The 14,328-nt window shown below is 64.5% G+C and carries 9 protein-coding genes and 1 pseudogene; 7 read left to right on the top strand and 3 right to left on the bottom strand.

Features of this window, described 5'->3' with window-relative positions; all coding sequences use genetic code 11:
- Positions 1–57: 57 nt before the first annotated feature.
- Positions 58–2,010, top strand: coding sequence for a TIGR03960 family B12-binding radical SAM protein (locus QQ658_RS03935; protein ID WP_286026368.1), 1,953 nt, complete (start codon positions 58–60; stop codon positions 2,008–2,010).
- A gap of 123 nt (positions 2,011–2,133) precedes the next feature.
- Here QQ658_RS03935 and QQ658_RS03940 read toward each other — a convergent pair whose 3' ends face one another.
- A complete protein-coding gene (locus QQ658_RS03940) occupies positions 2,134–3,318 on the bottom strand; it encodes an MFS transporter (protein WP_286026369.1) in 1,185 nt (394 codons plus the stop codon).
- 360 nt (positions 3,319–3,678) lie between these two features.
- Between QQ658_RS03940 and QQ658_RS03945 the strand changes: the two genes are divergently transcribed.
- The 4 genes and pseudogenes from QQ658_RS03945 (at position 3,679) to rpmA (ending at position 8,933) form a co-directional block, all read left to right on the top strand.
- On the top strand, positions 3,679–4,344 hold the full coding sequence (locus QQ658_RS03945; protein ID WP_286026370.1) for a TIGR03936 family radical SAM-associated protein: 666 nt from the start codon (positions 3,679–3,681) through the stop codon (positions 4,342–4,344).
- An 805-nt stretch (positions 4,345–5,149) separates the two neighbouring features.
- Positions 5,150–7,741, top strand: a pseudogene (locus tag QQ658_RS03950) (Rne/Rng family ribonuclease); the annotation flags it as partial.
- 614 nt (positions 7,742–8,355) lie between these two features.
- Positions 8,356–8,664, top strand: a complete 309-nt coding sequence (gene rplU / locus QQ658_RS03955) for a 50S ribosomal protein L21 (protein ID WP_286026372.1) — start codon at positions 8,356–8,358, stop codon at positions 8,662–8,664.
- Between the two features lie 11 nt (positions 8,665–8,675).
- On the top strand, positions 8,676–8,933 hold the full coding sequence (gene rpmA, locus QQ658_RS03960) for a 50S ribosomal protein L27 (RefSeq protein WP_286026373.1): 258 nt from the start codon (positions 8,676–8,678) through the stop codon (positions 8,931–8,933).
- Between the two features lie 275 nt (positions 8,934–9,208).
- Here the strand turns inward: rpmA and QQ658_RS03965 are convergent, their stop codons facing one another.
- On the bottom strand, positions 9,209–10,255 hold the full coding sequence (locus QQ658_RS03965) for an NAD(P)-dependent alcohol dehydrogenase (RefSeq protein ID WP_286026374.1): 1,047 nt from the start codon (positions 10,253–10,255) through the stop codon (positions 9,209–9,211).
- 241 nt (positions 10,256–10,496) lie between these two features.
- A complete protein-coding gene (locus tag QQ658_RS03970; RefSeq protein WP_286026375.1) occupies positions 10,497–11,240 on the bottom strand; it encodes a sulfite exporter TauE/SafE family protein in 744 nt (247 codons plus the stop codon).
- A 175-nt stretch (positions 11,241–11,415) separates the two neighbouring features.
- Here QQ658_RS03970 and obgE point away from each other — a divergent pair, with 175 nt between their 5' ends.
- Positions 11,416–12,990, top strand: a complete 1,575-nt coding sequence (gene obgE, locus QQ658_RS03975) for a GTPase ObgE (protein WP_286026376.1) — start codon at positions 11,416–11,418, stop codon at positions 12,988–12,990.
- Complete coding sequence (gene proB / locus QQ658_RS03980) at positions 12,990–14,153, top strand: glutamate 5-kinase (protein ID WP_286026377.1); 1,164 nt, start codon at positions 12,990–12,992, stop codon at positions 14,151–14,153. Before obgE ends, proB begins: the two co-directional genes overlap by 1 nt.
- Positions 14,154–14,328 lie beyond the last annotated feature (175 nt).

Raw genomic sequence — 14,328 nt, forward strand, 5'->3', positions numbered from 1 at the left:
TCAGCCCAGACGCCGACGGCGATCTCCGGGACGTCCGGCGTTACCATTGCCTGCGATATGACTACTCGCGCAGCTGAACCGGCCTCCATCTTCGATCAGCTCGAACCTCTGCTGGCCCATGTCACCAAGCCGATCCAATACGTGGGCGGCGAGCTGAACGCGGTCACCAAACCCTGGAACGACGTCGACGTGCACTGGGTGCTGATGTACCCGGATGCCTACGAGGTCGGTGAGCCCAACCAGGGCAACCTGATCCTCTACGAGGTGCTCAACGAGACCGACTGGATTTTGGCCGAGCGTACCTTTTCGGTGTGGCCCGACATGGAAGCCCTGATGCGTGCGCGGAATGTTCCGCTGGCCAGCCTGGAGACCCATCGCCCGGTCAGGAGCTTCGATGTGCTCGGGATGAGCCTGTCGACCGAACTCGGATTCACCAATCTGCTGAACGCGATTGACCTGGCGGGCATCCCACTGCGCAGTGTCGATCGGGCGGAAGACGATCCAATCGTGGTGGTCGGCGGGCATTGCGCCTGCAACCCGGAGCCGATCGCCGACTTCATTGATGTCGCGGTGCTGGGTGATGGCGAGGAGGCCGTGCTGGAGCTCAGCCGGATCGTCCGAGCCTGGCACGAATCGGACCAAGAAGGCGGGCGTGAAGGTCTGCTGTTGACGCTCGCCCAGACGGGCATGTTCTATGTGCCCAAGTTCTACGACATCTCATATGGCTCCGACGGCGCGATCACCAAGATCTCCCCGAACAAGCCGGGCGTGCCCTACCAGGTCAAGCGCTGGATTCTCACCGACTTGGATGAATGGCCCTACCCGAAGGCGCCGCTGGTGCCGCTGGCCGAAACCGTGCACGAGCGCTACTCGGTGGAGATCTTCCGCGGCTGCACCCGCGGCTGCCGATTCTGCCAGGCCGGCATGATCACCCGCCCGGTCAGGGAGCGCACCCTTCCGGTGATCGGCGAGATGGTGGAGCACGGACTGGAATCAACCGGCCTCGAGGAGGTCGGCCTGCTCTCGCTGTCGAGCGCCGATCACACCGAGATCGACCAGATCACCGAACAGCTCGCAGACCGCTATCAGGGCTCGAACGTGTCGCTGTCGCTGCCCAGCACCCGCGTCGATGCCTTCAACATCGACCTCGCCGAGAAGCTCGCCCGCAACGGACGCCGCAGTGGCCTGACATTCGCTCCCGAGGGCGGCACCGAGCGGATGCGCGCCGTCATCAACAAGAACGTGTCCGAAGACGACCTGATCGCTACCGTCGCGGCGGCCTTCTCGTCCGGCTGGCGGTCGGTGAAGCTCTACTTCATGTGCGGGCTGCCCACCGAAACCGACGACGATGTGCTGGCGATCGCCGACATGGCGCACCGGGTCATCGAAACCGGACGCAAGGCCGCCGGACGCCGCGACATCGCCTGCACCATCAGCATCGGCGCGTTCGTGCCTAAACCGCATACTCCCTTCCAATGGGTGGCACAGACCGATCCGGAGATCGCCAACGAGCGGATGCGGCAGCTCAAGCAGCGCGTCCGCGATGATAGGGCTTGTGGCAGAGCCATCACCATCCGCTGGTCGGACGGCCATCCGGGCCTGATCGAGGGCCTGCTGGCCCGCGGCGACCGGCGGGTCGGCAAGGTCATCGAAGCAGTGTGGCGCGATGGCGGCATCTTCGACGGCTGGAACGAGCACTTCAACTACGAACGCTGGATCCGCTGCGCCGCCGAGCAGCTGGAGCCTCAAGGCGTCAGCCTCGACTGGTTTACGATGCGGGAGCGCTCCGAGCTTGAGGTGCTGCCCTGGGATCACCTCGATCTCGGACTCGACCGCAACTGGCTGTGGCAGGACTACCAGGACTCGATCACCGGAGAATCGGTGCACGACTGCCGCTGGGACGACTGCAACGACTGTGGCGTCTGCCCCGAGATGGGCGTCGACATCGAGATCGGCCCCAGCGGGGAATCGTTACTGCCGTTGCGGGTCGTGCACCGCTCGCTGGCCTGACGTGCGTCCGGACAGTCGATTTGGAGTTGCCTGAGTGCGTCCTAAGGTCGGGGTAATCGTTGCCGGGAAGTGATCCTATTTTTCGGATCGCGTCGGCAACGGACTTTCCCGGATCGATGCCTATCAGGCGGGCAGTTCGTCCTCGAGCATGCCCGAACGTGACGCGATGACACCGCAGACCGCCAGGGGTGCGAACATCAGCAGCTGCACCCAGATCGGTGCGATGAACGAGCCGGTCGCGTCCTTCAAGGCACCCATCAGGAACGGCCCGAGACAGGCGATCACGTAGCCGACCGACTGCGAGAAGCTCGACAGCGGGGCCGTCGCCTCGGGGGTCTTGGTGTGGGCACCGATGAGCACCAAGATCATCGGGAAGAACGCGCCGGCCACGGCAAGGAAGATCGGCCACAGCCAGGGCAGCACTTGCGGATTCCACAGCAGACCGCCGTAGCCGACGACGCCGAAAGCGGCCATACCGATGATCAGCCAGGTGGGCTTCTTCATCCGCACGGTCAGGTTGGGGATGATGAACGAGAACGGGATTCCCACTCCGGCGACGATCGCCAAGAAGTTGCCGGCCTCGACCGCGTCGAATCCGGCGGCCTGGTAGATGGTCGGCAGCCAGCCGAATTGCCCATAGGCTTGCGCTGACTGCATGGCGAAGAAGATGGCCATCATCCAGCCGAGCCTGGTGCGTCCGACCGCCCAGATGGATACTCGCGATTTCTTGGTGGCTCCCGTGTCTCGGAACCGGACGACTGCCCAGATGATCAGCGGCGCAGCGACCGCCGCGGTTCCGGCCCACACCCAGTAGGCGCCACGCCAACTGCCGAAAGCGATCGCCAATGGCGCCGTGTAGAGGCTGGCCACGGTCAAACCGATCGACTGGCTCGTCGTGTAGAACGAGGTCACCAGGCCATTGCGCAACGGAAAATGCCTCTTCACCAGCGGCGGAAGCAGCACATTGATAACGCCGATGCCGGCCAGCGCCACGCAACTGGCGACCATGAACCCGGTTGTCGACTGCGCGTTCAGCCGCAGCACCTGGCCGATCACATTGATGGTGATCGCGGCGAGGATGGCCCTATGCAGCCCGAGCTTCTCGCCGATGCTCGACGCCATGAACCCGAAGAGCGCGAAACACAACGTCGGCAGCGAGGTCAGCAGCCCGGCGACGGTCTGCGACATGCCGAGCTCTTCTTGGATCGAGGGCAACACCGGTCCGATCGCTACCGCGATGGTGCGCAGATTGAAGGCCGTCAGCGTCACCATCGCGGCGAGCAACAGGGACGTCTTCGAGGTGCGCATGGTGCCTTTCGGAGAGTGCGGTGCATGGGTGCGGTGTCGTGGCGATGGAGCGCCCAGAACCACCGCGCGCCGCTGATTGCGCAGCAATGCGGCGCAGCCGGGGTCAGCAGGCCAAGCCAGGTGTGAGCCTACTCTGAATCGTCAGGACGCGGCCCACTGCCTGTGGCTCCGGACATCTGTATGGAGGGGCCGATTGTGTGGACGGGCCGATACTGTTGCCGAATCTTGCATCACCGCCGTTGGGCAGGCGGTCACGTCCTCGGCCCGACCACCCGATCCCAGCCCGCGAACGATCGTGGTCGGGTTCTCGTATGCTGTCGTCTTATGGCTCATCGGCAACCTCCGCAGCAACCACCACCCGTGCAGAAGCTGGATCTGCGCCACGTCAAGCGGGGTACTGCCAGATTCGCGAGCCACCGTGATTTCGGACGCGCACTGGAGCGCGCCTTGCGCAGGGCCGGTGTGCCGATGGCATACTCGTCCGGCTTTTCTCCGCACCCTCGCATCTCATATGCGGGGGCTGCGCCGACCGGCACCGCCAGCGAAGCCGAGTATGTCGAGTTGGGCCTGAGTGAACGCTGCGATCCCGACAAGGTGAAGGACGCACTCAACCGGGCGCTCCCGCCAGGATTCGATGTCGTCGCGGTCGTCGAGGCGGGCGGACGCCACCTGCCCGGTCTGCTCCAAGCCTCATGGTGGCGCCTCGAGTTGCCCGGTGTCGAGGTGGCTGCGCTCCCACAACTGGCCGGCGCCCTCACCGACGCCGATCAGGTAGAGGTCGTCCGGATGACGAAGAAGGGCGAACGGCACTTCGACGTCCGGCCGGCATTGGTGAAGATCTGGGCAAGCGATGGCGCGCTGGAGTTCGTGATCAGGCACGGCGAACCGCTGGTGCGTCCCGATGATGTGGCGAAAGCGCTGCGCATCATCGAGCCCGAACTCATGGACGATCTGGACACGCCGCGGGCAACCCGGCTGGCGCAAGGCCCGCTGGTGGCGGGCGAGGTCGGCGACCCACTGAAGTAGCGCCGGTCGTGACAACGACTGCGTGATGTGTTCCGCCATGCTTTCGGATCTCATGGACACGCCTCGTCAAACCGCATTCGGCGGCACGACGGCAGTCCGCTCTCCGAAGGAGGCGCCGATACTGACGGGCGCTCACTGCAGGCAACAATCCCGGAGAATCGGGTCCGCTGTGGCATACTTGCGAATAGGTAATCGTGCCGCCGGCACGAGCTGCCGGGATGATCATCATCCAACCGCGACGCCACTGCATCGCTGATCGAGAAGATTGCGCGAGTGCCAGTGCGAGTCCGCTGCCAGGGTTTGGCGCGGTGACCGCGGGGATGAGGAACCCCGGCTGCACCGACAGTTTTGGCCGTGGCTCGCCACGGTAATGAGCCGCACCCCAGGGTGCAGAGGAGCGTCCATGCTCGAAGATAATTCGCGTGACAACGAAATTTGGAACCCCGCTGACCAAGCCCCCGATTCTGCTTCACAGACTCCGGTTCCCGAAACGCAGCCCCCCGAATCAAGGCCCCAGACCCCGGCGTCCGATCAGCAATCCGCCGGCACAGGCAATCAAGCGAGTGCAAATGCACCCGCGGCGCCGGCCGACGACCTGCCGCGTCCCCCCAGCGGACGGCGCTCGAAGACCCGCCCTGCCGGCCCACCACAGATCGCCGCCTCCAAGAAGACCGACCCCAAGGCGCTCGCGTCCAAGGGCAGTGAACCCAAGGCAATCGAATCCGTGACGACAGCTCCAACGGGTCGCGAGACCGAGTCGGGGGTGGCTCTCCCGGCCACCTCGAATTCACCGGCCGGAATCGACATGCCGGTCTTTTCTCATGCCGAACAGAATCGGGCTGCGACCGCGGCGGCCGATACCGAGAAGCAAGACAAGCCCGCGCAGAAGAGAGCGTCGGCGAAGAAGAAAACAAACCCTGACAAGCCGGCTCGCACGCGTTCGCGTCGATCCGCCTCGGCCAGTTCGGCAGACACGTCGGACGCGTCCTCGGCAGCCGACACCACTGACGCCGATGCGGCAGCCGAACAGCCCCAGGGAGAGATCCCGGGCCTGAACCGCGAATCCGTCTCCTCGACGGCCGACGACGCCAAAACTGCTGGTTCGCCCGAACCGTCGTCCGAGGCAACGAAAGAGCCCAAGGGTGCCGCTCCCAAGCCATCGCGTCGCCGCACCTCACGCAAGCAGACGGGAACCTCACAAGACGGTGAGGGGCTGGATGTCTCCGACATCGAGGCCGCGCTGGCCGCGGCCGAGACGGCGACCTCCAGGCGGAGCCGGTCGGAGAAGGCCGCCGACGGCGACGTCGACAGGGCGCAGGCATTGGCATCACTGGCGGCAGCGATCGCGGGCCAGCCCGAAGATGACGATTTGCGTGAGAAGGCGGTGGAACAAGCCGCGAAGCAGACCGATTCGAAGGCGGGCAAGGCCAACCGGCACGACACGGTAGTCGAAGCCGCCGAAGACGAGGCCGAGGATGCGGTGGCTGGGCTCGTCGAGGGAGAGTCCGCTCCTGGCGATGCCGGCCACCCGGAGAAGCCGGGCACATCCAGCGAGACGACCGTAACCGTCGAAGTGACCGAGAAGACCGAGGTGTCGGTCGAGGAAACCGAGAATACGGACGACGAGCAGGGCACCTCGGGCCGCCGTCGCCGCCGTCGAGGCGGACGTCGTCGCCGCAAGTCGTCCGGTTCCGATGACGAGTCGGGCGAGAACACCGAGGACGAGCAGGGCGACCATGACGAGTCGAAGCATGCCGAGCATGGCGAATCGTCCACCAAGTCGGATGAGGACAAACACCGCGACGAGTCCGGCGAAGGTAGCGGATCGTCCAACCGCAGGCGCCGTCGGCGCCGCCGTCACTCGGACGATTCGGCTGACGGAGATGTCGCGGTGCGCGTTCGCGAACCCAAACGGGCCAGCGACGAAGTTGCCGGCATTGAGGGCTCGACCCGGCTGGAGGCGAAGAAGCAGCGCCGCCGTGAAGGCAGGGCAGCCGGACGCCATCGCGCGCCCATTCTGACCGAGGCCGAGTTCCTGGCCCGCCGTGAATCGGTGGAGCGGGTCATGATGGTCCGCCAGCGCGAGGACTACACCCAGCTCGCGGTGCTGGAAGACAACGTGCTGGTCGAGCACTATGTCGACCGTCGTTCGTCCACCTCGTTGATCGGCAATATCTACCTGGGCCGAGTGCAGAACGTGCTGCCCAGCATGGAGGCCGTCTTCATCGACATCGGACGCGGCCGCAACGCGGTGCTGTACGCGGGCGAGGTCGACTGGAACGCCTACGACGTGAACTCCGATCGCCGCAAGGTCGAGCAGGTTTTCAAGTCGGGCCAAACCGTGCTCGTTCAGGTGAGCAAGGATCCGGTGGGTGCCAAGGGGGCCAGGCTGACCGGTCACGTTTCGATTCCCGGACGCTACGTCGTCTATTCGCCGGGCGGACACCTTTCGGGCATCAGCCGCAAGCTGCCCGATTCTGAGCGGCATCGCCTGAAGAAGATCCTCGACCGGGTTGTCGGCGAAGAGTCGTCGGTGATCGTGCGTACCGCCGCCGAGGGTGCGAGCGAAGAAGAGCTGACCGCAGATGTCGAGCGCTTGAAGGCGCAGTGGGAAGCGATCGAGAAGAAGGCAAAACAGAACACGGCCCCGCATCAGCTGTATGCCGAGCCCGACCTGACGCTGCGGATCATCCGCGACACCTTCACCGAAGACTTCAAGCATCTGTTCGTGGCCGGCAACGGCGGCGACAACGACGTCTACGAGTCGATCAAGGAGTACCTCGACCACGTCGCCCCGCATCTGGCCGAACGGCTGGTCAAGTGGGACGACTCACAAGGTGATCCCTTCGCCAAGTTCCGCATCGACGAGCAGATCAGCAAGGCCCTGGAGCGCAAGGTCTTCCTGCCGAGCGGCGGTTCCCTGGTGATCGACCGCACCGAGGCGATGACCGTCATCGACGTCAACACCGGAAAATTCACCGGCTCCGGCGGCAATCTCGAAGAGACCGTCACCCGCAACAACCTGGAAGCCGCCGAGGAGATCGTTCGGCAGCTGAGGCTGCGCGATCTCGGTGGCATCATCGTGGTCGACTTCATCGACATGGTGCTGCCGAGCAACCGCGAACTGTTGTTGCGCAGGCTGGTCGAGTGTCTCGGCAGGGACCGTACCCGTCACCAGGTCAGCGAGGTCACCAGCCTCGGCCTGGTGCAGATGACCCGTAAGCGTATCGGCACCGGACTGGCAGAAGCCTTCACCGATGAGTGCGAGCAGTGTGGTGGACGCGGATACATCCGCCACGACGAGCCCGTCGACTCGCAGGCCCCTGCCGACGGCGGAGAGCGACATGGCGGCAAGGGTTCGGGAAACAGCAACCGCCGGCGTTCGAACAACAACAAGTCGAAGGCCGCCAAGCAGGACGAGGCCACTCAGCCGAAGGCCAACCAGGTACAACCGTCGGAGGAAGCCAAGCAGGCTGCCGCCAGGCTGGCCGCTGCTGCGTCCAGGCATCACAACGGTGACCAGGCCGCCGCAGACGAGCAAGCCGTTGATCAGCTGGAGGGTGTGGATTCTGCATCCGGCCATCTTGATGGTGAACAGCCGGCGGAAGGCAAGAAGCCGGCCGCTGACTCGGTGCCGACGATTGCTGAAACGGACGATCAGGCAGCTACAGAGCCTGAGCGCCGCGACGGCACCGGCGGCGCTTCGACCGGATCGGAGCCGACAGCGCGACAAGGCGAATTGCTGCCTGGTAAGGCTGCCGCCCAGCTGGAGGCCGCGCGCTCAGAAACCGGCGAGCAAGTCGATGCCAACCAGGCGCCGACGGTTTGACCGGCTGACGGGGCACGACATAACATAGATCTTCGGTGCGTCCTGCGTGGGTATCTGCCCGCCGGGCCGCCGTAGAGCGTTGGGCGTCATGGCAGTCAGTGATGGCGGCGAGACGCTTTCAAGTCAGAACAAGGAGTTCCGTTCCTGATCGTTGGGGACGGACGAGCGAGAGTGAGTCAGGCGTGTACGCGATCGTGCGCAGTGGCGGCCGCCAGCACAAGGTGGCCGTGGGTGACATCGTCGAGATCGACCGAGTCCAAGACGAGGCCGGTAGCAGCATCTCCCTACAGCCGCTGATGCTGGTTGACGGCGACGACATCACCACAGATGCCAAGGGATTGGGCAAGGCTTCGGTCACCGCCGAGGTGCTCGGCGAGGTCAAGGGCCCGAAGATCCACATTTTGAAGTTCAAGAACAAGACCGGCTACAAGAAGCGCCAGGGGCACCGTCAGAAGTACACCCAGGTCAAGGTCACCGGAATCGAAGGCTGAGGTAGCAAGAGATGGCACACAAGAAAGGCGCGTCCAGCTCGCGCAATGGTCGTGATTCCAACGCTCAGCGTCTCGGCGTGAAGCGTTTCGGTGGCGAGCAGGTCAACGCTGGCGAGATCATCGTCCGCCAGCGCGGCACCCACTTCCATCCCGGTGAAGGCGTTGGCCGTGGCGGCGACGACACCCTGTTCGCGCTGGTTGCGGGCAAGGTCGAGTTCGGCAGCCGGCGCGGACGCCGCGTCATCAATGTCGATCCCAGCGAGGCCTGAGGCCTCGGCGCTGTAACCGATAGTCATGGCAGCGAGGGGCTGGACGCGTTAGCGTCCGGCTCCTCGTTCGTTTACCTACCGGTGTCCATCTACTGTGCGGCCTTTGCGAAACAGCTTGTGACGTCTCGCACACCCAACGGGTTCCCCTCCCTCCTCCTAAGCCGGAGCAAGGGCCGGTGAGCGCGGTCCCAGGAATCGGTCGGTACCGTGGCAGAGCGGCTGGATTCCAAGAAGGCCCGCCATCAGACTTTCGGCGGCGGGCCCTATGATCTCGGTCAGAAGGTGGCGGTGTCGATCACGTAGCGGTAACGCACCTGGGAGCCCACCACTTTGTCGTAGGCATCGGTGATCTGATCACCGGAGATCAGTTCCACCTGCGGAGCCACACCATGGGCCGCGCAGAAGTCGAGCGCTTCCTGAGTTTCGGCGATACCGCCGATCTGCGAGCCCGCCAACACCTTGTTGCCGCTGGTGAGGCTGGAGAGGCGGAGGGTACTCGCATGCTCGGGCAGACCGACGTCCACCAGCACACCGCCAGGCTTCAGCAGCTTTAGTAGGGCATCCAGATCGGCGGTGGCGGCGACGGTCGAGACCATCAAGTCGAGGGAGCCGCGCAACTCCTTGAGCCGGTCGGGGTTGCTCCACGCGTAGTAGTCACTGGCACCGAAGCGCAGTCCGTCGTCCTTCTTGCTCATGGTTTGGCTGATCACGACGACCTCGGCACCCATCTTCGCAGCGATTTGGACGCCGACATGGCCCAGCCCGCCCATCCCGATGATGGCGACCTTCTTGCCGGGCCCGGCGCCCCAGTGCTTCAACGGCGAGTACAGCGTGATGCCTGCGCACAGCAGCGGGGCGGCCTTCTCAAACGGGATCTCGTCAGGGATCTTGATGACGTAGTCCTGCTCGACGGTGATGCCCTGGGAGTAGCCGCCATAGGTGGGTTCTCCGTCGCGACCGATCGAGTCGTAGGTCATGATGGTTCCGGGCCTGGCGGTGCAGAACTGCTCGTGGCCGCTCACGCACTGTTCGCATTCGCCGCAGGAATCGACGAAGCAGCCGACGCCGACCTTGTCACCGACCTTGAACTTGGTGACCTGGTCACCAACCTCGGTAACGATGCCAACGATCTCATGTCCGGGCACCAGCGGATAGATCGTCCGCCCCCACTCGCCGCGTGCCGTATGGATATCGGAGTGGCAGATGCCGGCGTATTTGATCTCGAAATAGATCTCGGTGGGCCCGGGCTCACGGCGGGTGATCGTCGTCCGGTAAAACTTGGCGTTCTTGTCGTCTGTGGCATAAGCGAGAACTTCAGGCATCTTGCTCCTCGAAGCGCGTGATCGGGTCTTCGAAGTCTATCGGGCCGCACCATCGCAGATGCGCCTGCGGCTCTAGCCGGCGTTGCAGAGATCAGGTCAGAGATGACTGATCAATTCTGGTTCCCACCATGCAGGAGTGTGTCCCGCCACCAGAATGGCAAGAGGCGCGAGCCGGTCGCGAGGGCCTGATAGATGACGAACCGAACGAGGTTTGGCCGGCGCGGGTGGGCGGAGTGCCGGTTCACTTCCACAATGACCAGGCCAGATAGACGCCGCCGAGGGCGATCGCCCAGCGGCTGATCTTCTCGGGGATGTATCTCTGCACGAGCGGGCCGAGGTTTCCGCCGATCAGGTTACCGATGAACAAGATGATGGCCGCAACCCAGTCGATCGGGGCGAAGACCACGAAGATGATTGTCGCCATCAAGTTCGAGATGCTGAGCAGTACCGATTTCATCAGCACGGCGCGCGGCCACGGATAGGTCGTCAGCAGCAGCACCACGGCGAAATACACCACGCCCGCGCCCGCCCCGAAATAGCCGCCATGGAGGCAGACGAAGAACAGGACGAACAAGTAGAGCGGCCAGCGTTCGATACCACTGGACAGTTTTTTCAGGCGCGGGCTGACGAACAAGGTGAGAGATGCCAACAAGATCAGCCAGGGCACAACGATTTCGAAGATGCTTTCGCCGGTGACCAACAGCAGCACGGCACCGGTGCCGCCACCCAGCGCGCAGACCGCGAATTGCTGCCAGGCCCGTGTTTTGCCGGCGGTCATCACCTGGTCACCCGCCCGAACTGCGGCACCCGCACCGACGCCGATAGCGCCCAAGGTGTTGGTGACATTCGCCGTCAGCGGCGATAGGCCGACTGCCAGCAGCGCGGGGTAGCTGATCAGCGACATCAGTCCGGCCAGGTATCCGACCAATCCCGCGCCCACGCCGGCGACCGCGAGAAAGACGATATTGCCCAACGTGATGTCCACTGTGACCTGCCTCTCCGCAGGTCATTCTTTCACCGGGCGCCGGTCCAGGATTATGTGTTTCATTCGGCTGGCAATGATCGTGCCTGGTGTCCTTAGTAGACTGGCCAGGTGCGTCCTGCTGGACGCGACCCAGGCGGCGTCCGCTGCCGGTACGGATTCTCAGAAGGCATTATTCATGGCAATTCCATCATTCGTCGACCGCGCCCGGCTCACCGTGAGCGCCGGCAATGGAGGGCATGGCTGTGCGTCCGTGCATCGTGAGAAGTTCAAGCCGCTCGGCGGCCCCGACGGCGGCAACGGCGGCAACGGGGGATCGGTGATCCTGCGCGTCGAGCCGGGGCTCACTACGCTGGTCGACTACCACCGGCAGTCGGTGCGCAAGGCGCAAAATGGGCAGCCAGGTATGGGCGACAACCGCAAGGGCGCCAATGGCGAAGACATCATTCTCGATGTGCCGGCCGGCACGATCGTCACCGACGAGCAGACCGGCCGGGTGCTGGCCGACCTCGGCGAGGTGGACGAGGTGGTCGTCGCGTCCGGCGGCAAAGGCGGACTCGGTAACGCCGCACTGGCGTCGTCCACCCGCAAGGCCCCGGGGTTCGCACTGCTGGGCGAAGAGGGCGAAGAACGCATCATCGACCTCGAACTCAAGGTGCTCGCCGATGTCGGGCTGGTCGGGTTTCCGAGCGCAGGCAAGTCGAGCCTGATCGCCGCGATCTCGGCCGCAAAGCCCAAGATCGCCGACTATCCGTTCACCACTTTGATCCCGAACCTGGGGGTCGTGGTGGCCGGCGACACGACCTTCACCGTCGCCGATGTGCCCGGGCTGATCGAGGGTGCCAGCGAGGGACGCGGCCTTGGCCACGACTTTCTGCGCCACATCGAGCGTTGCCAGGCAATCGTGCATGTCATCGACTGCGCCACCTGGGAGCCCGGACGCGAACCGCTCGGCGACCTGAAGATCATCGAGCAAGAACTCGCCAACCACGGGGGCCTGGAGGATCGTCCCAGGCTGGTCGCGTTGAACAAGATCGATGTTCCGGACGCCCGGGAGATGGCTGAGATCGTCCAGGCCGATATCGAAGCCGCGGGCTTCCGTGTCTTCCCGATCTCGACGATGACCGGTGAAGGATTGACCAAGCTGACGTTTGCGATGGCAGACATCGTCCGCGAACGCCGTGCCGAGATCGAGCAAGCACCGATGAAGCGGATCGTGATTCGTCCTGAACCGGTTGGTCACTCGGGCCCGGAATTCACCATCAAGAAGCAAGGCGATGGCGAGGGTGGATTCGTTTGGCGAGTGAAGGGTGACAAGCCCGAACGCTGGGTGCGGCAGACCGACTTCGGCAACGCCGAGGCCGTCGGCTACCTGGCCGACCGGTTGAACCGGTTGGGCGTAGAGGACGAACTGATCGCGAAGGGTGCCGAACCTGGTGACGCGGTGGCCATCGGCGCAGGGACGCATCCGGTGGTCTTCGATTTCGCTCCGCAGATCGAGACCGGAGCCGAGTTGCTCTCTCGCCGTGGTGAGGATCAGCGGCTGGACGAGGTGCGTCCGTCGGTGCAGCGCCGCCGCGAAATGGATGCCGCCTACCATGCCGCCCGTGACGAGGTGATGAGCGACGCCGACCGCGATGACGACTGGCGGCAACTGCACCAAAAGGCGCTGGCCGATGAGATGGCCCGCGATTTCGACGAGGAACTTTCCAGCGGTTCGGCGCATGACCGTGATGACGAGAGCGAGCAGTAATGGTGGGCCCCGATTTCGACGGTGCACTGAGCGAGGAGGAAGTCCGTCAGCAGGTTGCAACCGGACGCCGGCTGGTGATCAAGGTCGGTTCGTCATCGCTGAGCAGCGCGTCCCAAGGTATCGCCGAGGAGCGGATCGCTGCCCTGGTGAGCGCGCTGGCAGACGCTCATGACGACGGCCACGACATCGTGCTGATCAGCTCCGGGGCGATCGCCGCGGGGCTGGCTCCGCTCGGGCTGCGCAAGCGTCCGCGAGATCTGGCGCATCAGCAGGCTGCCGCCGCGGTCGGCCAGGGATTGTTGGTGCAGCGCTATACCGAGTTGTTCCGCGAGCGCGGGATCTTGGTCGGGCAGGTGCTGCTGACCGTGCAGGATGTCACCCGGCAGGCGAGCTACGCGAACGCGTTGCGCACGCTCGGCACCCTGCTGCGGATGGGCGTGATGCCGGTCATCAACGAGAACGACACGGTCGCCACCCACGAGATCCATTTCGGCGACAATGACCGGCTGGCGGCGCTGGTCGCGCAGATGGTGCGTGCGGACGCGCTGCTGTTGCTCAGCGATGTCGATTCGCTGTTCACCGCGCATCCGGACGAGCCCGGCTCGGAGCCGATCAGCTTTGTCTCCGATGTCGAGGCATTGACCGTCGACACGCATCGGATCGGCTCGAACATCGGCTCGGGCGGCATGACCACCAAGCTGCAGGCCGCCCAGATCGCCACCGGCGCGGGTATCCCCGTGGTGCTGGGACGCGCCTCGCAGGTGGGGGAGATCCTCACCGGTGGAGGAGTGGGGACCGCATTCTCGCCGATCGACAAGCGGCGTCCGCGCAGACTCTTGTGGCTGGCGCACGCCTCGGTTGCGCGTGGGGCGCTCTATATGGACGCAGGAGCCGTGCGCGCCGTCACGAGCGCGAACGCATCTTTGCTGGCGGCAGGCATCACCCGGGTGACCGGGGATTTCACGGCCGGAGACCCGGTCGATCTGGTGACGCCTTCTGGAATTCCGGTGGCCCGTGGCCTGGTGAACTTCGATGCGGAAGAGCTACCGGCAATGCTCGGGCGCCGCTCGTCCGACCTCGCGGCGGACCTGGGCGCCCAGTACGAGCGGGAGATCGTCCACCGTGATTCGCTGATTCTGCTCAACCACGTAGCCGACTCCTGAGCCGCCGGGGTTCGTCAATTCAACGGCGAATCTGTTCCAGAACTTTCCGGACCATTTCAGGCGTGAGCGGCGGCATCGGCCCATCGGGCACAGCGACCGGAACACCGTCCTGAATTATCAGATGCATATTCACAATCTAGTTGCTGTGTTTCGGCTGCCGTTCGCGAGCGAAGGC

It is taken from the genome of Propionimicrobium sp. PCR01-08-3, from assembly GCF_030286045.1.
Lineage (GTDB): Bacteria > Actinomycetota > Actinomycetes > Propionibacteriales > Propionibacteriaceae > Brooklawnia.